The 24,420-nt window shown below is 51.1% G+C and carries 13 protein-coding genes, 1 tRNA gene and 1 pseudogene; 7 read left to right on the top strand and 8 right to left on the bottom strand.

What is annotated here, in order from left to right; translation table 11 throughout:
* Nucleotides 1-67: 67 nt before the first annotated feature.
* Nucleotides 68-778: pseudogene (locus AC5RDV_RS05650) on the top strand (rhamnogalacturonan acetylesterase); the annotation flags it as partial.
* 72 nt (nucleotides 779-850) lie between these two features.
* Nucleotides 851-2,212 carry a family 43 glycosylhydrolase gene (locus AC5RDV_RS05645; protein ID WP_428388211.1) on the top strand — a complete coding sequence of 454 codons (1,362 nt, stop codon included), beginning with the start codon at nucleotides 851-853 and terminating at the stop codon, nucleotides 2,210-2,212.
* Nucleotides 2,213-2,933: 721 nt separating this feature from the next.
* Here AC5RDV_RS05645 and AC5RDV_RS05640 read toward each other — a convergent pair.
* From AC5RDV_RS05640 to AC5RDV_RS05620, 5 genes are all read right to left on the bottom strand, one after another.
* Nucleotides 2,934-5,291, bottom strand: coding sequence for a glycosyl hydrolase 115 family protein (locus AC5RDV_RS05640; protein WP_428388135.1), 2,358 nt, complete (start codon nucleotides 5,289-5,291; stop codon nucleotides 2,934-2,936).
* Between the two features lie 50 nt (nucleotides 5,292-5,341).
* On the bottom strand, nucleotides 5,342-6,949 hold the full coding sequence (locus AC5RDV_RS05635) for a sialate O-acetylesterase (protein WP_282747713.1): 1,608 nt from the start codon (nucleotides 6,947-6,949) through the stop codon (nucleotides 5,342-5,344).
* Nucleotides 6,950-7,099: 150 nt separating this feature from the next.
* The gene (locus AC5RDV_RS05630; protein WP_282747714.1) at nucleotides 7,100-11,146 is read right to left on the bottom strand and encodes a beta-galactosidase; all 4,047 of its coding nucleotides are present in this window, start codon (nucleotides 11,144-11,146) and stop codon (nucleotides 7,100-7,102) included.
* A 13-nt stretch (nucleotides 11,147-11,159) separates the two neighbouring features.
* Nucleotides 11,160-13,868, bottom strand: a complete 2,709-nt coding sequence (locus tag AC5RDV_RS05625) for a discoidin domain-containing protein (protein ID WP_282747715.1) — start codon at nucleotides 13,866-13,868, stop codon at nucleotides 11,160-11,162.
* Between the two features lie 79 nt (nucleotides 13,869-13,947).
* A complete protein-coding gene (locus AC5RDV_RS05620; RefSeq protein WP_282747716.1) occupies nucleotides 13,948-15,933 on the bottom strand; it encodes a beta-L-arabinofuranosidase domain-containing protein in 1,986 nt (661 codons plus the stop codon).
* A gap of 444 nt (nucleotides 15,934-16,377) precedes the next feature.
* Here AC5RDV_RS05620 and greA point away from each other — a divergent pair, with 444 nt between their 5' ends.
* Together greA and AC5RDV_RS05610 are read left to right on the top strand one after the other, a co-directional pair.
* Nucleotides 16,378-16,845, top strand: coding sequence for a transcription elongation factor GreA (greA, locus tag AC5RDV_RS05615; protein WP_008629428.1), 468 nt, complete (start codon nucleotides 16,378-16,380; stop codon nucleotides 16,843-16,845).
* A gap of 5 nt (nucleotides 16,846-16,850) precedes the next feature.
* A complete protein-coding gene (locus AC5RDV_RS05610; protein ID WP_008629426.1) occupies nucleotides 16,851-17,258 on the top strand; it encodes an HIT family protein in 408 nt (135 codons plus the stop codon).
* 77 nt (nucleotides 17,259-17,335) lie between these two features.
* Here AC5RDV_RS05610 and AC5RDV_RS05605 read toward each other — a convergent pair whose 3' ends face one another.
* Both AC5RDV_RS05605 and AC5RDV_RS05600 read right to left on the bottom strand, forming a co-directional pair.
* Nucleotides 17,336-18,421 carry a mannose-1-phosphate guanylyltransferase gene (locus AC5RDV_RS05605; protein WP_008629418.1) on the bottom strand — a complete coding sequence of 362 codons (1,086 nt, stop codon included), beginning with the start codon at nucleotides 18,419-18,421 and terminating at the stop codon, nucleotides 17,336-17,338.
* A 90-nt stretch (nucleotides 18,422-18,511) separates the two neighbouring features.
* Complete coding sequence (locus AC5RDV_RS05600; protein ID WP_021979398.1) at nucleotides 18,512-19,186, bottom strand: nitroreductase family protein; 675 nt, start codon at nucleotides 19,184-19,186, stop codon at nucleotides 18,512-18,514.
* 203 nt (nucleotides 19,187-19,389) lie between these two features.
* On the opposite strand from AC5RDV_RS05600, the gene AC5RDV_RS05595 reads away from it, so the two are divergent.
* The 3 genes from AC5RDV_RS05595 to AC5RDV_RS05585 all read left to right on the top strand — a co-directional run bounded on the left by AC5RDV_RS05595 (nucleotide 19,390) and on the right by AC5RDV_RS05585 (nucleotide 23,022).
* Nucleotides 19,390-21,933 (top strand): glycoside hydrolase, encoded by a 2,544-nt coding sequence (locus AC5RDV_RS05595; protein WP_282747717.1) that lies wholly within the window; start codon nucleotides 19,390-19,392, stop codon nucleotides 21,931-21,933.
* Between the two features lie 84 nt (nucleotides 21,934-22,017).
* Nucleotides 22,018-22,099: transfer RNA gene (locus tag AC5RDV_RS05590), tRNA-Leu, on the top strand.
* Between the two features lie 320 nt (nucleotides 22,100-22,419).
* The gene (locus tag AC5RDV_RS05585; RefSeq protein WP_428388214.1) at nucleotides 22,420-23,022 is read left to right on the top strand and encodes a DUF1349 domain-containing protein; all 603 of its coding nucleotides are present in this window, start codon (nucleotides 22,420-22,422) and stop codon (nucleotides 23,020-23,022) included.
* 567 nt (nucleotides 23,023-23,589) lie between these two features.
* On the opposite strand, the gene AC5RDV_RS05580 is transcribed toward AC5RDV_RS05585, so the two are convergent.
* On the bottom strand, nucleotides 23,590-24,372 hold the full coding sequence (locus tag AC5RDV_RS05580; RefSeq protein WP_276787462.1) for a class I SAM-dependent methyltransferase: 783 nt from the start codon (nucleotides 24,370-24,372) through the stop codon (nucleotides 23,590-23,592).
* Between the last annotated feature and the right edge of the window lie 48 nt (nucleotides 24,373-24,420).

The following is a 24,420-nucleotide window of genomic DNA, read 5'->3' as shown; positions in this document are numbered from 1 at the left end:
ATATCCCCGAAGAAAGTTTCGCCACTTTCTCGGGGATACATACACGAATCTTACATCAACCCACAATATGCAATACAAACTTATCTTTTCATGCCTCGCATTCCTGTTCTTTTCCGCCTTCACCCTGAAAGAGAAGGCGGTTACCATTTTTTTGATTGGAGACTCTACCATGGCAGACCGGAGCACAGCTTCCGGAAGTCCGGAACGGGGATGGGGCCAAATGTTACCTTGTTTCCTCAACGGACGCATCCGTGTAGAAAACCATGCTGCATGCGGACGCAGTTCCTTAAGCTTCATCCGTGAAGGACGATGGCAGGCCGTACTCGACCGACTGCAAGCCGGAGACTATGTCATTATACAATTCGGACACAACGATGAGAAAACCGATACGGCATTACACACTGTGCCCGGAGGTTCTTTCGATGAAAATTTGAGACGGTTCGTGCGTGAAACCCGTGAGAAAGGGGCTCATCCCGTCCTGATGAACTCCATCGTAAGGCGTAATTACCCACCTACTCCGGAGACACCTCACCAATACATTTATGAAAAAGAGGGCAACACACTGGTGGACACACACGGTGAATACCTCTTGTCACCTCGCCGCATAGCCCACGAAATGGACGTGCCGTTCGTGGACATGGCCAAGCTGACCCACGACCAGGTCGCGGAAATGGGACCGGAACTATCTAAAAAACTGTTCATGTGGATACCGCCCGGACGATATCCTTCCTTACCGCAAGGCAAGGTAGACAACACCCATCTTAATATATGGGGGAGCAAAGTCTTTGCGGCCATTGCCGCCAAGGCTTTGTCCCAAAAAGTGCCCCGGTTGTCCAAATACATCCGGCATATTGACCCACAGACCGTCCAAGACACCGAAACAACCTGTTTCGGCCAAAGTACGGGCACGGCGATAGTCAACGGCATCCCGTGGTTCGACGACCGGGGCGGCATCGTCAACGCCCATGGTGCCTGCATCGTGGAAGAGGACGGGCGTTATTACCTGTTCGGCGAATGGAAGTCGGACAAGAGCAATGCCTTCCCGGGCTTTTCCTGCTACTCTTCCGATGACCTGGTCAACTGGAAATTCGAGAACGTGGTCTTGCGGGTGCAACCGGACGGCATCCTCGGCCCCAACCGCGTGGGCGAGCGTGTCAAGGTCATGAAATGCCCCAAGACGGGGGAATACGTCATGTTCATGCACGCCGACGACATGGGATACAAAGACCCGTATATCGGTTACGCCACATGCAAGACCATCGACGGGGACTACCAGTTGCAAGGCCCGTTGCTCTATCAAGGGAAACCTGTCAAGCGTTGGGACATGGGCACGTTCCAAGACACCGACGGCAAGGGTTACCTGCTCATCCACCACGGCCCCATCTACCGCCTGAGCGACGATTACCGCTCCGTGGAAACGGAAGTGGCCCACGTCAAGGACTCCGGCGAATCCCCTGCCATGTTCAAAAAGGATGGCATATACTACTTGCTCTATTCGAACCTGACCAGTTGGGAGAAGAACGACAATTTCTACTTCACCGCCCCACGGATAGAAGGCCCGTGGACGCGACGCGGCCTGTTCTGCCCGGAAGGCAGCCTCACCTACAACTCGCAGACCACTTTCGTTTTCCCCCTTCGGCGCGGCAACGACACCATTCCGTTGTTCATGGGCGACCGTTGGTCGTATCCCCATCAGGCTTCTGCCGCCACTTACGTGTGGATGCCCCTGCTGACGGAAGGCACAAGAATATCCATTCCCGAATACTGGCAAGCATGGGACATACGCACGCTCCGGCCCACGGATGCCCTGAAAGGCGGCAAGATTGTGTCTCCTGCGGACGGGCCGTGCCCTGACAACTGGAAAAAGGAAAACGGGGCCATACTGTCCGACACGCGCGGAAGCACGTTGGAAATGAAGTTCAAAGGCACCCACGCAGCCCTCATCGGAGAAGCCGGCCCACATGGAGGGTATGCCCGTGTGAGCATCCTGAATGCCCGACAAGACACGCTCTACTCCTCACTCGTGGACTTTTACAGCAAATACCCCGACACGGGCATACGCGCCATCACGCCCCACATGCCTATGGACAGCTATATGCTTTGCGTGGAAGTGACCGGCATCAGTCCCGTATGGACCGACAAGTCAAAGAAGATTTACGGCAGCAAGGGATGCCGCATCGGCATCAGGCAAGTCTGCATCTTTGAAGAATAAACGGAACAGCCCAGCAATCGTCCATGCAGATGGAAAATAACTTGAAAGCATCCTCGAAAAGGATGCTTTCATTTTGACAATATGCCACCCATGGCCTCACGAGAATCCTTTATTCATACCCTGCACGGGACAAGAACGGAAATATGCGATTCTCGCGCAGTGTAAAAGAAACTGTTTGCGAGCCATAAGGGGGTCCCGGCTGCCATAAAGCAACCCGGAAAACCGCAACCTGCGCCCATGAACCACGGGCACGTAAGCAAACAAGCGGAATGGCACGACAAACTGGCATCCGTCCGGGACAAGCGGAAACTCTTCATACAGAAGAAAAAATCAACGATTCAGGGAGGTCATGACTCGCTTTCAGTCCGGTTTCGGACCGACATGCAGAGAAAATCCGCACGACATGCGGAGAAAAAAAATGTTTCTTGCGCCAAACGAAAAATCGCTTGGCTGAAAACGGTTCGCCTTTTTGCTTAAAATAAGTAAAAAACAGGGCTGAATGGTAAAAGGATGTATCCAAAAAGCCTTCCCGACCTCCCTAAAACAGATGTAGAACACGAAGATTCCGGCCTGCCCAACCGGGATTTTACTGTCATTTTGATAGCAAAACGGCAAAAACGGCAGAAGAATCCATCCTGAAAGGCAAACGGAAAGGGGCCGCCTGCGGCAATACCGCCGGACGGCCCCACGCTGTTTCATGCCACAGCTTGCCTGCTGCTCCTTACGGAAGGTACAGCATCACCTGGTCCAAGACTACGCCTTCGTCCAATGCACGGACAGCAAGCCGGTGCTTCCGCTTCCCCCCGAGCGGCAACACGACGCGGCGGACGGCCTGGTTCCGCAGCACATTCTCTTTCCACTCCTCGCTACGCCCCAGGGTCTCATAGCCAACCGGAGCGGAATCCGTCCCGTCCAACGACAAGAGGAAACGCAGGCGGTTCCCCTCCACCGGATGGTTGGGCAGCAGACGGACCTCCACCTCCACGGAATCCTGTCCGGAAAGGTTGAAATCGAACGACAGCTCAGTGCCTTTCTTCACATGGACGGCCTTCCCTTCATAGCCCAGGCCCTCGCATGCCACGTAACAACCACGGCTACACTCATTCCCGTTCCAACGGAACAGGACCTCACGTCCTTCCGGCAAAGCATCCTGCACAGCCTCACGCTTCACAGGCTCGAACACCGGCAAACGGCGCGGACGATAGTCCATCATCTCGTTCCACTTCCCGCCATTGGCTATGCCTTCATTGTACCGCCGCGTCAAGGCCACAATACTGTCGTAGGCCATGTCGCTCAAATTCCAACCGGCCTCACCGTGGCGTGCCAGTTGGGCGTAAAGCATTTTTTTGTTCATCTCCGCAGCCGCCTGCACAGGGTACTGCACCAACTGGTAGTAAGCATCCCGGCGACCGGCATCCACACGTAAAGCCCACCGCCCGGCCTCGTCGGAAATCTCCCGGTAGTCCGTCAAGCGTTCCTGTATCTCCCTGCGGCTCCAAGGCAAATCCTTCACCACGCGGTAAGCCCGGTCACGCTCTTCCTCGCGCGTATTGCCCATAAACTCCGGTTTGCGGACGTATGCCAGACGGTAATGCTCCTCCATGACCGGACGCAGGGCTTTCCCGGCCTTCCGGCCAAACTCCCGGCACAGGAATCCCTCCAAATGGGCAGACACGCCTTCTGCGGCCACCTTGTCCATGTCCCACGCCATATCGAGGAACAATTCCGTCTGGTATTCAGCCGGTTTGATGTCACCCACGTTGAGCACCCACACTTTCCGGATGCCACGGTCGTACGCCAGTTTCATCTGTTGGAAAAGCAAGGCCGGGCTGAAAGTGCCCAACCAAAGGTAGTCGTGCGGACGCCCCCAATACGACACATGGTAATAAATCCCGTTGCCGCCCTTCCGGGCACGTTCCTCAGGCGTGGGGAAGTGCCGGATATAACCGTAATTGTCATCACACCACATCAGGGTGACATCCTCCGGCACCTGAAGCCCTGCACGGTAGACCTCCAACACCTCTTTGTAGGGAATGAACACTTGCGGCACCGCCGTCACGTCGGAATCCACGTGCTGCCGCAGCAAATCCCTTTGGTCGCGGATGACCCGCTCCAACACGGCCTTCTGTTCGTCCACGGTCTTGGCTCCCTGCATCTGCCCGTCGTGCACGCCACGCATCCCGATGGTATAGAAGATTTCCTGCCCGGCCACTTCTTTCACACGATCTTCCCAAAAATCGCGCACTGCCGCATGGTTGCGTACATAGTCATAATCTCCTTTCCCTCGCCTACGCCATTCCCCGGCCGTACTGGATGCCATCGGTTCACAGTGCGAACCACCGATATAAATTCCGAACCGCCGGGCCACCTCGCGGTTCCCGTCCGTCAGGAAGAATGGCTCGGTGCATTCGTGCATGGCAGGCCAATAGAGGTTGGCCCGCAAGCGCAGGAGCAACTCAAAAATGCGCTCGTTCGTGCGCGGCCCGATGCGCCCTTTCTTATGCCAAGGTTCGTAACAGGTGCTGCTCCACGGCATCAGTCCCCAATCCTCGTCATTGATGAAGATGCCCCGATATTCCACGGAAGGGAATTGCAAATCACGGTAGCCCGCAGGCAATTCAAAGTGCGTACGAGTCTCGGGAGTGGCATCCGCCCACCATTCCCACGGCGAGACACCCAATAGCCGCGACACTTCCATCAGGCCGTATGCCGTGCCGTGGCTGTCGCTTCCGGCCACAAGCAGCCGCCCGTCGGGGAGTACCGACAAAAGGAAAGCCTGTTTCCGCCCCTCCAAGGCATCAAGGTCAGCCCCCGTTTTCTCGACAAGACCACCCTCGCCGACCGTACCGGCCACGATGTCTCCCCCTGCCGGCAAAATCCGCAGGGAATCGCCCAAGACCGCCCGTACGTCGCGCTGCAAAATCGACAACGCCGTATGCACCACGGGCTTCTCGGACGGGGACAGTTCCACACCGGCAGCCCTCCCGGCCTGCAAGACGAAAGCCATGCCACGCGCCGACAACCGGCCGGGCCACACACAACACAACAGTCCACAAAAACTCACTATAAACTTCTTCATATCCTTAAATTGATTTACCATACGGCCACATTCCGGCCCACTATGCAACATCATTCATTCACATCCAAACCCTCAAGCCAATTTTCCAGTTCGTACATCCACCGGCCCTTATAAGCAAAAGAGTCCTTCATCCCCCATCCATGGCCGCCATCGGGGTATATGAACATGGACACGGGGACATGATTTTCCCTAAGGGCATTGAAATAGCGCAAACTGTTCTCAGGACTGACGGCAGGGTCATCTGCCGAAAGTATGATGATGGCGGGAGGCGTCTTCCCGTCCACTTGCCTTTCAAGCGAATAGCGTTCTGCCAATAAAAACGGGGCATCCATGCCTATCAAATGGTTGCGTGTGCCCCAATGCGTTATTTCCGGCGACATCGATATGACCGGATACATCAGGATTTGAAAATCCGGCCTGCCCAAGCTATCGCCCAACGTGGCCACGCTTGCGGCCAAATGTCCCCCGGCAGAAAATCCCATGATACCGATACGGTCAGGACTTATACACAACTCATCGGACTTGCCGCGTAACAGGCGTATGGCATCCCGGGCATCGTCAAGGGGAATGTTGCTTTGCCCGCCGGGCAAACGGTATTTGAGGACAACACACAAGTAACCTTTTCCGGCAAGCCATTCGGCCACTTCGTTCCCTTCATGCCCCATGGCATGATGCCCATATCCCCCCCCGGGACATATTACAACCGCCTTGCCATTTGGGATTTGGGGATAGTGCCATGTCAAAAGACTGTCCACCCCATTGGCAACCGGCGGACGGGACGCACCTGCCGGAGGAGCATCTACAAGCCCTAACCCGACTAGCTTGTCAAACATGAGCTTACCGACATATTCCGTCCATGCCCCGTCGAAGTGCAACCCGTCGGCCTGTAGCCCGGCATCGCTCAAGTCAATGACATGGACATTGGGCAACTCCCGGGCCACCTGAAGTTGAGCCGCCTCCACAAGCGGGTCATATTGGCGGGAAGCATGGGGTACAGTCCCGAATATGAACGGCAATGTCTTATCCTTTTCCTTACCGGTCACGGCATATATCCGTTCGCGCATGAACGTGATCATTTCCTTGAAATTCCGATAATAATCCCCGGCCTTGGTACGGTCGCTCTCCCCCTGATGCCACATGATGGCCTTCACATCATAACCGCCAGGCAATTTCGACAGGGTCGTCCCTGCACACTTGGCAAAACCTTCGGTAAGCGAAAGAGCCAACGACATTCCCCCATGGGCATCACTGTGGGCCTTGTTCTTCCTGAGCCATTCCCTACCGGCATACCATACAGGTTTGCCAGGCTCAGTCGCGCCGGGAGCAATGGATGTCCCTCCGTAGGTACATTTGATGGCATAGAAATCGGCATCCATGGCCCGGTCTATGAAATAGTTCGTCACATCGCAAAAGGCGAAAGTATCCCCAAACCTGAAATCACCAAACTTGCCCGTCTGCGCGGAACGTACAAAAGCGTAACGGAGATGGCCGTAAGAGAAATCCTTAAGGTATACGGGAAGGTCTTCCACTGTCGCCCTCCCCTCTGCATTGGACTGCCCGGCCGCGATGAAAACACTTGCCGGGTTCTGAGGCAAGACCGTAACCGTACACATCGCCAACGCCAATGAAAAAATAAGCTTACATCTATAACCTCCCATAATTGCATGCAAATGCCCCAACCTGAAATCCATATATGTTGTCATGTATTATAAAAAGCCAACGTGCATTGTTTCCCGATGCCATAAGCTATTCAAACGCTCCACGACATGAAAGAAAGAAGCACGTTGGCACTCAACAAAACTAATTACCTATTCACGAAACATTATTTTAGTATTACTTGCTTTGCCTTTCACTATATAGACACCTCGCGGCAACCCTTCAACGGCTTCTTCCGGCATGCCGTTCCCCGATTTCACACGGATGCCTTGAAGGGTGTACACCTCAAAGTCCTGTGGGGCCGCGCCGGAATCCGTCAAGCCGAAAATCCCCGAACCCACCGGAACAAGTTTCACATGGTCAAACTCAATGGTGGTCTGTCCTCCGTCTGTCTTGATGTCCAACCCTATGGGCAGGCTACCGTCTCCATTCACCTCTGCTTCCACTTCATAAAAGGCAGAAGCCCCGTTACGCACGGACGCCTCCGCATCCCCGGCAAAAAGCCGGATGCTTCCGCCACCAAAGGAACATACCAGACCGGCAGACAAGCGGTAGCGCCCCTCAGGCAAACCCGTGACCACCTGCATTATCTTGCCGTCAAGGCCACCACCGTGCCACAACTGCCAATGATTCTCGTTACCTTTTATCACAGTCCCGTCGCCTTTGGCTTCCACACTGATCTTAGAGGTCGACGCATGGGTCGTATTCGTCCAACCATAAGGTGCCCCGTCCACCATGTAACTGTTGTTGAACTCGGGGTTCACCACGTATGATTCCTCCCCCGTGCCTTCTTCACCTATCTCCAAACGCACGCAAGCCGTTCCGTCCAACGTGACTTTCCTGTTTACGACTTCCCCGTCGGTTTCGCGTACCCACCGTCCTTCTTCATCCATATAGCCGAAAGAGACATCCGTAACTTTCATGGTGGCCGGCAACACGAAAGTCCCCCGGGCCGTGGAAAGGAGCAATATCTCATGGGCACTATGCCGCACAGCCACAGCCTGGACCCGCGATGAAGACGGAAGGAAGGAAATGCCTTCAAGACCGGTTTCCGTAGACACTGAGTTTCCTGCATAATTATAGACGTATAAACCTTTCCCGTGCGATTTGACGGCAATGTCCTGGTTGGCCAAGTTCAGCATTTTGTTCCTTTGGCGCACTTCTCCGATGTGCCCGCGTTCTACCAGTTTATGGCCATCCGCCCCATAAAGGGCATTACCGTCCACCACACAATAATTATAGTAATCGAACGACTTGTCACCGGCCAAGGCCGCCATCTGGTAAACAGGCGAGTTGGCATCCTTGGCATCTATCTCCATAATCATACGGAAATTCTTCCCGTTCGTCCCCAACTGCCCGTCCATGTTTCCTTTTACCTTTGAGGCATTCGTGCCATAAATGTCAATACCTACAAAGTCTATGTTCGTCCCTCCGCTATTGCGTTTTCTTTCGTTGGCCGAAGTCCGTCCACTCGTTTCGTAACTCACGCAATTCAAACGTGTCCAGACTTTGTACTTGGATTCCTTCACGGCAGCCCCCACGTGATGGTAATAATTGATGATTTCATCCGGTGTGGCCGGATTGCCGCCATGCCCTCGGGCCTCGTTGCCCAACTGTACTCCCACCACGACATGGGGTGCCCCGTTGTTGGCATCCCAAAGGGCCACATGCTCCATCACTTGGGACAGCACGTAACGTTCACGGTCGCGCAGGTCCGTGTCGCGCCAATCCAACGAATATTCAAAAGTTTTTTGGAGCATATTAAACTCGGATGTGCCATCGATGGAACATACATAATCCGGCGTACGCAGTTCCTTCCGTCCGTTGCAGTTCCAAAGGTATTGCACACGGCCGCCACTGCTCCAGCTGAACCACAGAAGCTCCATCTTCATGCCATATTTCTTGCACCACCCCATATACTTGTCCAAAATCCGCCAGTCGAAAAGGTCCTTCTCTGGTTCCACCTCCCGCCAGAAAACCGGAATGGACACCGTGTTGAAACCATCCGATGCCGCCTGTTCCATCACGGCTTCAAGCTCACTGTCGTTCCACCCTTCATAACCGTAAAGCTTGTCCAAACGGACCTGCACATTGGTCATGTAGAAAGGACGCCCGTCCACACGGAGCACATATTTCTCCACTCCATTCCCCAAGCCATAGTCCACCTCACTTACCGTCTGTGCCATCGCCGGACGGGTGTACTGGGAATCATAATACCGTGCCTGTGCCATGCGGAGTTCCTTCATCACGACCGACATGTCTTTCCCTACCGGCGAATCGTAGGCAGCCTGTGCCCCGGCTATGGCATCCACAAAATCCTGCCTGCCCGGATAGTCGGATTTGTCCAACATGGCTTGGGCTTTCTTTATCGCGGCTTTCAAATCGGCATGAGCCACCAATTCCTTCTGGTCTGCCGTTATCCGATCCAACATGGGAGCTATTTCCTCCCGCCGGTCTTCCTTGCTTTCATATAAAGCATGTGCTTCCGCCAACGTCTGCAAGAAACGGTCTTTGACGGCATAATCCGATGTTTCCACAATTTGTTCCAAACGATTGAAAGCATCCTTTAAGACCTTATATTCGGCCACAATGCCATCATATTCCTTCATCACAGCGTCCAACAAGCCGACAACTTCGATTAACCTCCCGGCAGAAGCGTCTTCTTCAAGCGACTCGGCCGCATCGATAGCCCGGCGATATGCGCCAAGATTATTAAATCCGGGCAAGTCATCCGCACCGGAAACCATGACGAGCGTATCGGCTTTCGCTTCCTCGAGCATGCCTTTCATTATCTTCATATATCCTTCCCGGTCGTTTCCGCAATAGGTCAGCTCGAAATTATCCATGTCTATTGTCGGGCTTCCGCTTGCATCCACTTCCAATCCCAATTCAAGCGTACCGTTGAACACGATTCCCGAAGTTTCATATATTTTAGGATTGCCAGACAGGACGGAAGTCCTGCCCTCGTTTGCAAAAAGTTGCACTTTGCCATTAAAGGATGAAGACACTGCGGCCTTTACACTGTATTTCCCGTTTGGAAGACCGCTTACGGCCTGACTGGCCTTTCCGTCCATTCCACCGCTGCCGGTCCACAATTGCCAATGGTTTTGTCCGCCAGGAATAATCCCCCCGCCTTTCTCCCCCGTACTGATTTTAGACTGTGCGGAAAAGGAAAGCGTCCAGCCCACAGGGGCGTTGCCCGCAAATGTCCCGTCCGAGAAACCGGCATTCACCAAATAATCCGTCATCTCCATGCTATGGCCGTCACTCAATACAAGATTGTCTGGCGCAAAGGCATATCCCCCCAAGTAAACCACATTGCTTACTTGTCCTTCAATGCCTTTCGTTTCCGTGTCCACTTCCACCAGTTCAATATCGTCAATCCAATCGACTTTCGACTCAGCCCGATACAAAGAGAACCATACATTTTCCGGCAATACCTCCGGGGTCTGTATGAGCAAAGCATAGCTGCCCTTGCCCATACCGGCTGCCGGTGTGACATGCCCTTGCAAATCCGCAATATCGCCCTTGCAACGGTCGGTACCTAACAATATACGGTAGGCCGCATTGCCATTGCCATATCCTTCGGAAGTCCAGTAATCGTAAGTCAACAAATAGGCCGTGTTCGGTTTCAACGCCTCCGGTTCCAACTGCTGCATCAGGTAACGGCTTTCGCTATGCATGACCAAAGACTTCAAACCGTCACTCCGGTAGGACGGGTTTTCCCTCACGTTCGTCTTGCCGGTTTCTCCTCCCCAGGTTGGCTTGCCTCCGTCCCATGTTTCCCACACGTCCGGTTGCCAACGACCGCCCGAAAAGTCCGTTTCCACTTCCTCGAAACTGCCATTACGTATGACGTTGGTTTCCGAAAGGGTGTATTGTGGCTTTACCGCCACTTTCTTCTTGTACAACCCATTCTCAAACACATAGGCTGTGCCGTCGTGGCAGGCTACACGCAACATACCGCCGTCTTCCATCGTATGTTCCACATTGCCAAAAGCAATTCCTACCGGACATCCGGCCGGAACAGACATTTGCAACGTATAATCACCGATATTCGGAATGAAACCCTCGACATCCGTCACGTTTGCCCCGCCAAAATCTCCTTTTAAAGGCATGTAAGGCAAAACCTCGGCCCTTCCGTTACCGGAAGCCGCCACCAGAATGGCCATGCCTGCAAGCACGCTACTGATTTTCATCGCTTTCCAACCTTTAGTCCAACAATTTCTTTTCCACTTTCACGCTCCCGTCGCCATAACAGGTTTTCACGACATACATGCCTTTTCCGGAAGGCTCGGACACTTCCATACCTTGTAACGTGTAATACTTCGTATCCACCACCGCCAAGCCTGATTCGACACTTTCCACATCCGTCCCACGGATAGATAATTGGAAATCCACTTTGGCACTTTGGCAATACTGGTCGCTATATATAAAGGTATAAACGCCCACGTTCTCATCCGACACTTTATCAATCCGGTATTCGTTTGTATGTCCCATTTCCCCGTCCGGACCATAGAAAGCCCAACTTCCACCAGAACTCCCGGTCTTGGCCGTAAGGGTCACGGTACTCCTTTTACGTACCGTCGGATTTGTATTATAAAAAGGAGAGCTTTCTCCCAAACGCCATGATCCATTCACCGATGCAGGTGCAAAAGAATCCGGTGCCTCTTGCAATATATCGATTTCAGAGATGCTGGCATACTGCCCCGCCAATGCCACCAACCGGAAATAACGAGCCTTGACAGGCTCAAAATAAACCCCGGCATAATAAGGCAACCACGTGCCTCCGGAGACAGCCTCCCATTGTTCTCCATCGGTACTTACCAAGAACATATAGTCACGCACCAAGCCATTGGAAGAATTGTCCATGCGCGGAGCACAAAGGAAACCGGCAATCTCATGTTCTTCTCCCATGTCAACCTCGATGTGGTGGGGAGCCGGTGCCACGCCTCCGCTATACCGGGTGTGCCATTTCGTCTGTAGGTTCCCGTCGATGGCATTGGCTGCCGCTCCGTTCTCCGAGCCGGTCTCCTGGCTGCTGAATGCCCTCACTTTCCATTTGTCTTTCGGGACGTAGCATGACTGCGCGACATCCCGGCATTGCCCCGTGGACAAATCCAAATCAAACTGGGGCTTATAATCGAATACGATGGAATTTCCATTAAAAGATATAGGGAACATGATGGTCTTGGATTCAGCCAATCCCGGGTCTTGCCAACGGTCGCCGACATACACATACGACGTGCCTTTGGAACCGGTAACCGTCAGGACAGAAGCCGCCTGGGTGTCATACGCAATAGAATTACCGATATTTGCACGCGAAGACCATCCGGAAGTAAGCGATTTGGAATAAGAAAAAGTCGCTTGGTTCGGATCCCAACCGGAACAGGCCGAAAACATCATGAAATAGGTATCGCCATGGCGCACGATGGCCGGTGCTTCGCGCGACTGCCACTTAAACAGTTCCGTATATTCCACCGCACTTAAATAATCGTCCGACAGCCTAAAAAGCCCCAAATGCTGGTTCTCCTCGATGGTGGATATGAAATAGGCCGTACCGTCATTATCCACAAAGACATTGCAATCCCGCGACTTGACCCCCAACGGACGTCCTGCCCAATGGAACTTATAATCCCCGTTCACGGAGTCGCAATAGAAAACAGCAGCTTCGGAAGCCCCGTAGTTCCCTTGTTCCCAATGGCACCACACGACATACTTTCCCGTCTTACGGCAATACATAAGTTTGGGACGCTCGATGAAACGGCCATTCCCCAAAGACGGGTGCGTCACACCGTTCTTAATGATCTTACGCTCAAACTTCCAATGCACGAAGTCTTTGGTTGAATACATGTTCACATCTGGATTCCATGTATTATTACGGTCTTCGCCTATCATGTACCACGTGTCGCCGACTTGCAAGAAACCTGCTCCGTGAGCCTGTACCGGCTCACCTCGGTCGTCCACCCATAAAGCCCCGTTACGGATAGTCATCCAATTGGACGGACGGGTGTCCAGATAGTCCTGTGTGGCTTTCTCCAATCTGGAAACCGCCTCCATCAAATCTTGCCCTTCCGGATTGTCAGCCAAAGGTTCAAGTTCCTCTATCACTTTTCCAAACAATGATTTTCCGGCATAATCGCTGCCGTCATACAGTTTCTTCGCATTGAGCAACGCCCGTTCAAAAGCCCCATACTGCACAGCTAACCGGTCGTATTCATTGATAGCTGCATCCAATCCTTGCAGTGCGGCTACTAACTCATCCACCGAATCCCCTGTTTCCTTTGCTGTTTCAATCGCCTTGCGAAGACTCGTCAGGTTATGGCAGTTTTCCTGTGCCGCGCCTTCCTCTGCCACAGCCAACAGGATGTCCAGTTCCTCTTTATAAGCCTCCACATCGTGTCCTTCATACAACAGACGGAAATGGTCGACCGCTGCCCAATTGGCATCCGTACCTTTCAGCCTGAACCCGATTTCCAATGTGCCATTCACGGCTACGGCACGAAGTTGGTATTCACCACCCTTATGGACAGACGTTTCATGCCGTCCGGCATACAGGAAAGCTCCTTGACAAACTTCCGGTTCCCCCTTTTGATTCACGGCATGCGCATCGACAACCACCTTAAACACACCGACCGGAAGTTCCGAAACGACTTGGTGCAAATCAGCATCAGGCAACGTTTGGGAATCAGCAACCCACCGTTCCATATAAATCTTGCCATCCTTCGTCCATCCTTCTCCTGTCGGTGAATCATTCGTCTGTGTCCAAAAGCCGGCATTTGCCCAACCCGTCGCCCCGTCTTCAAAACTCGGGTTTACAATAGAAGTCGTCATTTCGGTAGGATTATCCCGAAATGCAGCCTCGGCCATACCTTGGCCAAAGGTTAATACAGCCAGCAAACATAATTTCATTCTGTTCATGGGTAATATTTTTTAAGATTAAAATGATAACATAGTCTGTTTCTTACACCCCACATGCTTTTTATAAGAGACTAAACACCTATTCCTTATACAACCAAATACCGTAAGTAAACATCTCTGCATTCTTTTCCGGTTTCTGTCCGGACGGACGGAACCATTGCCCGATGTCAACAAACGGTGTGAGCAAGACTTCCACTTCACTTCCTTTATACAATGCTTTCGTACGATAAACAGGTCCTACCATATTGGCATAAGGCTTATCCACCACAGATGGCTTAACGCTTACATTCAATCGTATATCCTTTGCCAAGTCCACATCATCGTTACAAAGTTGTTTGTTCCACACCATATCCAAGCAATAAACCATAGGACCACGTAGAAAAGCGTATGGAATTCTGTCCGTCGGTTCTTCTTTATACATAATCTCTCCCCTGGGAAGTGTATAAGTAGTGTATTTGCTATGGTGTTCACGCATCACCCACCTTTCCTCCATAGGAAAGACAATACTAACCTTGTCCCCTTTAGACCATTTACGGGATATTTTTAAATAAGTCCCCGGTTCCACGCCTATCACATTTTTCCCATTTACAGATACCCGAGGAGCCTTACACCAACTGGGAATACGCAGATTCAACACCCTGTCAACAGCCTTCTCTGAAAGGACGGTCAACTCCATATTCTCCGCCTCCGGATAATTACCGGAAATCTGAAAAGCGAAATCCTTTCCTATATAATGGGACGGCAGATACTGGTTCACAAAAAACTCCTTACCTCTTTCCGCATACATAAAAGTGGGCAACATGGAAATGATACGGTGCCCGCTTGCCGTACAGCAGTCAGGACCGTGAAAATAACTAGCGGGCTTCGTTCCGTTCGGGGCTGTATGGTAACGGCAAGTACCAGTCTCGCAATCTTGAGCGGCAAATACATGATTCATCATCAAACGTTCCATTGCATCCGCATATTTAGACTCCCCGGTCAGTTCCAATAACATCTGCGTAAGTTGCATCCATGACATTGTGGCACAAGTCTCAACCACATTCCCCGATACCGGTTTTACATAGCCGTGTTCATAATGTTCAGCCACGCTGACTCCACCGGTAATATACATTTGGCGCTTGTGGATATCCTCCCACGCTCCCTCTACTTTACGGAACAAAGACTTGTCGCCTGTAATACGATATAGGCGAAGAAAACCCATAAAATTCATTTGGAACGTATGTGAATGCACGTAAGGCTGAAGTTCGTCAACCCCCAATGTGCCGTCTGCCACAGAATCCAATCGGGAAAAAGCATCCCAACCGCTCCATTTGTCAATGTTGTCAACGACCCATTTGCTCCAATCCAAATATTTCTTCTTTCCGGTCAGTTCATATAACCGTGCGACAGGGTCACAAAGCAATGTTCCTTCCCATGAATAATGTACTCCATGCCCTGCAAAATCAGACAAGGCATCCACCCGTTTGCGCTTATTCTCCGGTGCCCGCAAATCCGAAGGCCAAAATTCCAACTTATCGGGACCAAAATATTTCAAAAAATAATCTGCCAACTTTTCAACAGCGACCAGTGCCTCTTCATCTCCAGTCTGTTCGTATACTGTCATAAAGGCATGAAAAACAAAGTATAATTCATAGGCATCCATACCCCTGACAGGTCTTTTGCCAGAACGATAACTCCGGGCCGTAGCTCCCAAATAACCATTATCTTCCTGTGAGTCAATAATACGTTTCAATACAGCATGAGCCTTCGATAACAGTTCATCATCACCACCCTGAATAGCCGACAAATAGGCGGATTCAATCCATTTGCCATGTTGTTCGGCTTTTGTCCAGTCCCACTGGATATGCTGTCGTTCCACGATAAAATCCACATATCTGTTTATAGGAAAATTCTTCAGATAAATATCACGGTTCAACTTCATGCGTCCTCCATAGAAACCTGTTATATTCTTCACAGAAGAAACGGGAACCGGATTCTCCAATAACACGACTTTGTCATGACTTCTGGCGTTAAGTTTCGTCATCAAACAGACTAATACTAAAACTGCATAAATTTTCATATTCATATTTTCTAATAATGAATTGTTTTATGGTTAATATGTTTTCTTTCCACCATATTGAATTTCTTCGGTGGTTTTCATTTACCGGCAATTCCACTTCTCATCCGACAATACATCATAATGCTAATTTTCTTAGCCATTTGCACTGATTAATGTATTCTTGGTTCTGTACCACAAAGATAAGGGTATAGCAAGGAAAGCAAGGAGCAGAATCGTGCAAAAAAGAGCCAAAAATCATTCATAACCTGTTTTTAATACTTTTTTCCCCATCCCCATCCCCGGCAAAATAGAAAAAAATGCAAAAATCTTTGTGATTCAGATTTTAAAGCTTAACTTTGCATCGAATCATTAAAGGAAAAGGCAAAAGGGTTCCGGCTGATTAAGGCCGGAATTCTTTTGTTTTTATCTTTTCAAGTAAAAACGCATAATAATAATTAAGGAGGAATAATTATGGCTTATATGTCACAAGAGGGCTACGACAAACTGGTGGCCCAACTCAAAGAAATGGAAACCATCGAACGTCCGGCAGCTTCGGCAGCCATCGCAGAGGCACGCGACAAGGGTGACCTGAGTGAAAACTCGGAATACGATGCCGCCAAAGAGCATCAGGCTATGTTGGAAATGAAAATCAACCAGCTGAAAGCAGTCATCGGGGATGCCAAAATCATCGACACCTCGAAACTGAAAGCCGACACAGTACAAATCCTGTCCAAGGTAGAAATGCGCAATGTGAAGAACAACATGAAGATGACATACACCATCGTGTCTGAAACGGAAGCCAACCTGAAAGAAGGCAAAATCTCTGTGCAGACCCCCATCGCGCAAGGCTTGTTAGGCAAGAAAGTAGGCGACGTGGCAGAAATCAAAATCCCGCACGGCACCGTACAACTGGAAATCACGAACATTTCATTTGAATAACCGCCATGGCTACCATATTCAGTAAAATCGTAGCCGGAGAGATTCCGAGCTATAAATGCGCAGAGAACGACCGTTTCTATGCTTTCCTCGACATCAATCCTTTGGTGAAGGGCCATACGTTGGTCATTCCCAAACGCGAAGTGGATTACATCTTCGACTTGTCAGACGAAGAAATCGGTGCGATGCAAGTCTTTGCCAAGCACGTAGCAGAGGCCATCAAAAAGGCTTTTCCCTGCATCAAAGTAGGACAAGCCGTTTTGGGACTGGAAGTACCCCATGCGCACATCCACTTGATTCCCATGCAGAACGAAAAGGACATGCTTTTCAGTAACCCTAAACTGACGTTCACGGATGAGGAGTTCAAGGCCATTGCCAAAGCTATCTCGGATAACTACATGGCAGGTATTCGATAACACAAAACACACGACAAAATAAAGGCGCGGCTTCGTGAGAAACCGCGCTTTTATTATACCTTATTATAATAAGAAAGCTAAATAAACTCTTCTCCCAACTTCATCTGGGCATCTGTCATCATACGCCTTAATGCCGCACTGTCATCCTTGGGGCAAATCATCAGCACATCGCCTTTTTCTGCCACGACAAAGCCCTTCAATCCATCAATAACGGCTATCCTTCCCTTAGGCAAACAAATGACATTCCCTTCACTGTTGTACAGCAAGGCTTCGGTATTAAGCAACACGTTGTCCTGCCGGTCGTGCTGCGTATCATTGTGCAGGGAGCACCATGAGCCCAAATCCGCCCATCCGAAGTCGCACACCTGTACATAGACATTCTCGCTCTTTTCCAAAATACTATAATCCAATGAAAGGTTCGGCAAGGTATCGAAATGGGCCGGCACGCGACAGAAATCATCTTCGTCAATGGCATCGATGGCCTCCGTCAGGCTGTCCCGATAGTCTGGCACCAAATCATGAATCGCCTTCATCATGGTACGGACGTTGTACAGATATAACCCTGTATTCCAGTAAAACTCCCCGCTTTCCATGAATACACGGGCAAAATCCAACGCGGGCTTCTCCGTAAAGGACTTCACACGGGCAAACGCCCCTTCCTCCATATTCTCATGGGCTTGGATATACCCGTACCCGGTATCGGGACGGGTCGGCTTTACTCCCATGGTCAGCAGACAATCCGAATGCCCCACGAAGTCCAATCCTTTCAGCACGTCATCATCGAAGTTTTTCTCCTCCAGAATCAACTGGTCGGCGGGAGAAACTATCACATTGGCGTGCGGACAAAGGTGGCTGATGCACGTCGTAGCCCACGCCACGCTCGGCAAGGTGTTCCGCCGGATAGGTTCTTTCAATATTCTGTCTTGTGCCACATCCGGCAACTGTTCCCTTACCAAATCCGCATAATGCTCGTTGGTCACGATAAAAATATGCTTGGTATCGATAATCTTGCGAAAACGGTCGTAGGTCTGTTGCAATAAAGTACGCCCCGTTCCGAACCAGTCGAGAAACTGTTTGGGCAACTCTTTACGACTTACAGGCCACAAACGACTGCCGATGCCGCCGGCCAATATCACACAATAATTCTGGTCTTTTGCTTCCATAATTCAAAGGCTAGTGTAAACTGTCGCTAAGTTAACCCTTTTCACGAACAAACTCGAAAAAGGAATTTTAAAATCACTTAAATACACAGTTTATTCCACAAACTTAACCTTCTCCGCATCTCTCGGTTTGGCAGCGGGAGACTCGTCTGGATAACCCACAGCAATGGCATACAGCAGAACATAATCTTCCGGGAGTTGCAAACGTTCCAGATAAGAAGCGGCCTCCTGATTGCCTGTCATGAAAGCAATCGGACCGCCAAGGCAACAAGTTCCGAGTCCTAAAGACTGTGCTGCCAACACCATGTTTTCACCTAAAAGCCCGCAGTCCAACTGGCCGCTTCCGTCCTTCGGGGATGCGATGAATATTACGGCCGGAGCATTCCGGAACATATTCTTGAAACCGGGTTCTTCGGCCGCCTTCGGATTGGCTTTTTTGAAAACCTCCGTGATTCCATTGATATAATCGGCATTGTCCACCACACGCACCTGCCAAGGCTGACGGTTCATCCCGCTGGGCGCATTGATACCGCAATTCACAATAGTCTCCAGTTTCTCGCGTTCCACCGGTTGGTCTTTGTACTTACGAATACTGCGCCGGGACATTATGGCCTCGACCACCGCATTTCCTTGCTCTGTATCCACACTATCGGACATGACCGCCTCCGTCTTTCCACCCGAAGATGTACAAGAACCCAACAGGGTCAGCCCCAACCCGAATGTGCCGCACAAGCACATACCGAAAACAAAATTCTTCAATGTATTCATACGCTTCTTCTTTTGATAAATAATAAATAAGTAGTCTTCGCAAAACTAATAAAAAACGCCTTCAAAGCCAACTTTTTCCTCATAATCTTCCGGTAAGAAGCCATAAATACTTTCAGCTATAAACTTTTATCCCCTTTTTGCTTGTTATTCTTGCAGATTCATCGTACTTTTACCCCATCAACCTGATTTCAAATTCAAAACAGATGAAGAACAGACTTTACACTTATCTGGCCGGTTGGATATTTCTGTGGTTGCCGGCCCTGCTTTTGGCACAAACCATCAACAGTCCCACGGCATTTTTCCTCATGCACTCCAGTGGAAACCATGTGGCCAAAGACGCCCAAGGAGGAGCGGTATTGGAAGCCGCAGATGCCCCGTCGCCCCAAAAACTTACATTCATCCCCGACGGCAACGGATATTATGCCTTGCAATCGGACGACGGACAAGGTTATCTGTCACTGAGCGGACAATGGAACACGTCCTTCACAACCGACCCCTCATCGGCAAAAGCCTTGTATGCCATAGAGAACTCCGGAAAGTTCTTCATCAAGCTGCGCTGCAAATACAACAACAAATATTTAGGAACGGACGGGACAACAGCGTCGTCAGCCGTGTATTCGGACAAAGACGGGACGGACACCCGGCACCTGTGGTACCTTACGACCGACGTGCATCAGGCTCCGCCTGCCGACACCTCAGTCTACGTCATCAACCCGGCCGTTACCCGCCAACAGTTCGAGGGATGGGGCATCTCGCTCTGCTGGTGGGCTAACATGTGCGGGAAGTGGAGCGACGAGAAGATAGACGAACTTGTGGATTGGCTAGTCAGCCCGGACGGACTGGACTACCGTATTTTCCGCTACAACATCGGTGGGGGAGACGACCCGCAAAACCGGAACTGCACGCCGCACCACATGGGAAGCGGAAAAGGCCTGCGTGCGGAAATGGAAGGCTTCAAAGACAGCCCGGACGGTGAATACATTTGGAACCGTGATGCCACACAACGTAAAATCATGCTGAAAATCAAAGAGAAGCGTCCGGATGCCATATTCGAGGCCTTCAGCAATTCCTGTCCCTACTACATGACTTACAGCGGATGTTGTGCGGGTAATACTGATGCGTCTGCCGACAACCTGAAACCGGAATACTATGAAGCATTCGCCCATTATCTGGTAGACGTGTGCCGACATTATAAAGAGGAATACGGCATAGAGTTCCGTACGCTTTCGCCTTTCAACGAACCGATGACGAGTTATTGGGGAGCCAACGGAGGACAAGAAGGATGCCATTTCGACATTGCCTCGCAAGTGGCTTTCCTCAAAGTGTTGCACCCCATCCTGAAAGCCTCCGGCCTGAACACCGTCATCTCGGCCTCGGAAGAAACCGATGCCGCACAGTCGGTCAGGGACTTTGAAGGTTATCAGGCCGCCGGAGTGCTGCCCCTCGTCGGACAATGGAACACGCACACCTACTCGGCCACCACGCAGGCACGCAGCCAAATCAGTGCCCTCTGCAAGGAACAGGGCATCCGTCTATGGATGAGCGAAGTAGGCAGCGGCGGAAGCGGTATTGCCGGAAACCTGAACCTGGCACAGAAACTGATGGACGACATACGTTACATTATGCCTGTGGCGTGGGTGGACTGGCAATACGTGGAGGAGGGCAACGACCAATGGTGCCTGGTGCAAGGCGACTTCACGAAACAGACCTACCACAAAGTGAAGAACTATTCCATCCGCCAACACTTCAGTAAATTCATCCGTCCGGGCTACACATTCCTCACGTCGTTGAACGGACAGACACTGGCAGCCCGCAACCCGGAAGGCGACAGCCTCATCATAGTGGCCATCAATCCGAACGCCTTACCCGTCGTGCATCGTGCCGATTTAAGTTTTTACGAATCCATAAGCAACGGGCTGACGGCACTCCGTAGCTCGGAGACCGAGGATTTGTCCCCAACGGCCGATTACACACTCGAAGACCGCATACTGACCTACAAGCTCCCAGCCTACAGCATCATCACGTTCGTCATCCCCGTGGAAGAAAGCGCGGATGCCGACAACGCCATACGCCCCGGCCTTCCTTACTGGATATGCCCCCGTAACGCAGCCGACCAAGCCCTGCAGGCATCCGGCGGCAAGGTGACTTTACAACCTCTGTCATACACTCCGGAACAAACTTGGAAACTGCAACCGGACGGAAACGGATATACCTTTACCAACGGCAACGGTGATATCCTGACCGACCACTCGCCGGACTATGCGTTAGGATATGAAACTTCTCCCCAAGCCGGACAAAGCTTTACCCTCACTCCCATCGACCGGCTCTTTTATAAAATCATGACAGAAGACGGGTCGAAGGCTTTCGACTTGGAAGGCGAACATCATACGGCCGGCACAACAGTCGGTCTGTGGGAATACGGTTCCGCTCCGACTGCCTGCCACCGCCAATGGTTCTTTATGCGCCAACCGGACAGCGGAAACCCGGATGCCGTTCCGGGCATCTCCTTTCCCGATGATACATCCCGGCCCCTTTTCCGTCTCACTTGCGAACCGGGAAACATACTCCGGGCAGACAAACTTTCGGATACCCCTTGCAGGCTCGGCATCTATGCCCCTTCAGGAGGCTGCATTTACCAGACCTTACTTCAGGACGAGACCCTACGAGTCCCGCTCCATCCGGGCATCTACATCGTCAGTGGCATAAGCCGCTCTGCCCGCTTCCATCAAACGATTTTCATAAAATAATGCCGGAATAAGAAAAAAAACCGGCTAAAGTTTTGCAAATATAAAAAAAACGCCTACCTTTGCACTCGCAATCAAGAGAGATGCGCCCAGATGGCGGAATAGGTAGACGCGCTGGTCTCAAACACCAGTGGGGCAACCCATCCCGGTTCGATCCCGGGTCTGGGTACAAAGAAAAAGTCAAACGATTTTTATTATCGTTTGACTTTTTTCGTTTTTTCAGGAGAATTCCCCCAAAAACATCCTGTTTTCATTTTGCCGGAAAGTAAAAACGACGTATTTTTGAACCGGAAACCTTCAAAAGGCATTCAAAACAACCCCAATATAATCATACCATTTATGAGAAAAGCATTTATCCTCCCGGCACTTATCGCTGCCGGACTGGCTGCGCAAAGCTGCCAACAAAAGAATCAGGAAAAAAACATGGAGGAAGAGGTCACGGCCGACACTACGGCGATTTCCGCCAAAGTAGCTTCCTGCAACGTCCGCATGGATGGCATCACGTTCACGGGTGCACTCAACGGGGCAGACACTTGCGTCACCGTGAAAGACGGACGTGCAATAGAATTCCGTTGTACGGAGAAACTCGACTTCTTTTGCGACCCCAACGGCGGACAGTTGAGCAACACCACCCTGCCTATCCTGCTCACGGAAGTGGACAACAGCCAACCTTTCACGCTCACGGCCAAAGTGACGCCGGGATTCACCACGGAGGGGACGTACAACGCGGCCGACCTTTTCGTGTATGCCAACGACACGTTGTGGCAGAAGTTCGCTTTTGAACAGGACGAGCGCGGAAACCACCGTATCGTCACGGTGCGCACCCAGGGGACTTCCGACGACAACAACCATGAACGGCTCACCGTACCTTCCGTCTATCTGAAGATTTCGTCGGACACGCGCACAATAGCCAGTTATTATTCCCTTGACCAAAAAGAATGGCAGATGGTGCGGCTCTATAAAAACTACTATCCCGGCAAGATATGGGTAGGCATCGCCAGCCAATGCCCCCAGAAGGACGAATGTACAAGCCTTTTCGAGGAAGTCTCGCTGCAACAGACTGCCGTGAGCGACTTCCGTATGGGAGAATGACAAGGCAACCGTTTTCATTCTGTCACCGTTCGCCGTGACCGACATGGCAAAAAGTCAGCCCAAACAGCTTCTTACGGAATCTTCCCAAAGCGGAAACGGGCAGGATAGGAACGCATGGCTGCATAAATATTCACTTCAAACGGCATATATGCGGAAAAATATCGCATATATGCCGTTTTTTCTCATGAGAATAAAAAATCATTCGGCTGAAAGAAAAAAATCATTCTCAGCAGATTGAAAAAATGAAATGACGAAAAACGGGAAAAAACCTCTCCCAATCCGTTTTCCAAACACCACAAAACGTATTTTTTCCTCTATTTGAACCTCTCCGACTTGTCTAAACAGACTGTCAAAAAGTAAGGCCAAACCCACCGACGCCGACAGGCCGTCCCGAACCATACAGGCAATTCCAGACATGCCGTTCTTTTATGACAGTCCAACGCCTTTTCAGCTATCTTCGTGCATGCCCGCCGAAGCCCGAGATTGCGATATTTCAAGTCACTCCCCGACCCTACGCCAAATACGCGAGCCACGCACAGGCCGGAATGACATTTTGACAAACGGCATTCACCCTCTTTCGGGCTGCACGAGATAGAAACAACTTGTACTGAAAAAATTACGCACGTATGGCAGGACGGAAAGCGCACCATGGAGCTTACGGGGCTTCAGGCCGAATTTCGTCTCGTAATGCGGATTGATGAAATAGAGTTGCCGGTCTACGACCCGATAGCCGGTGGCATACAATGCCGCCTGAAACTTCTCTATGGGGCAACGTGTGCGCTTGATGTTCATCAGTTCGCGGATGGTCGGCCCGTCTTCACCGGCTGCGGCCAACACGCCCTTATAGAGCGGAGAAGGCAGAAGATGGAGGAACGGGAAATGAGACACCACTTTGCTGTGCGCTATTTGCTGGTGGCCGCCGAAAGGCATTTGCCATGCCGGAAAGGCCATAAACACCACGCCGCCCGGCGCAAGATAGCGTTTCAGGCCTTTCAGGAAACCGGCCTTGTCGTTGATATGCTCTATCACATCGTGCACCAATATCAGGGAGAATTTATGCTCCAGTTCCGTCAATTTGAAAATGTCGGACGCGACAAAAGTACCTTCCGCCCCTCTCTCGGCAAAAAACTTACGGGCCTCGGCAACACGTCCGGCAGCAATGTCCACTCCTGTCACCGAACAACCCAACTTCGCGAACGAGAACAGGTTACCCCCTTCGCCACAACCCACTTCCAACACCTCTTGCGGAAGTTCAGGGAAGCATTTACGGATATAAGGAATATAATATTTCTCTGTCGTACGGGCCTGCTCGTCAAAATAACGTTCGCGGTCGGAATGGCGCTCTTGCATGTTAAATTCTCATTTTATTTTCGCCAAAGTTAATAAAAAACTATTATA

It is taken from the genome of Paraprevotella sp., from assembly GCF_986071375.1.
The sequence above is the reverse complement of the archived record's forward strand: the minus strand, read 5'-3'. Positions and strand labels throughout refer to the sequence as shown.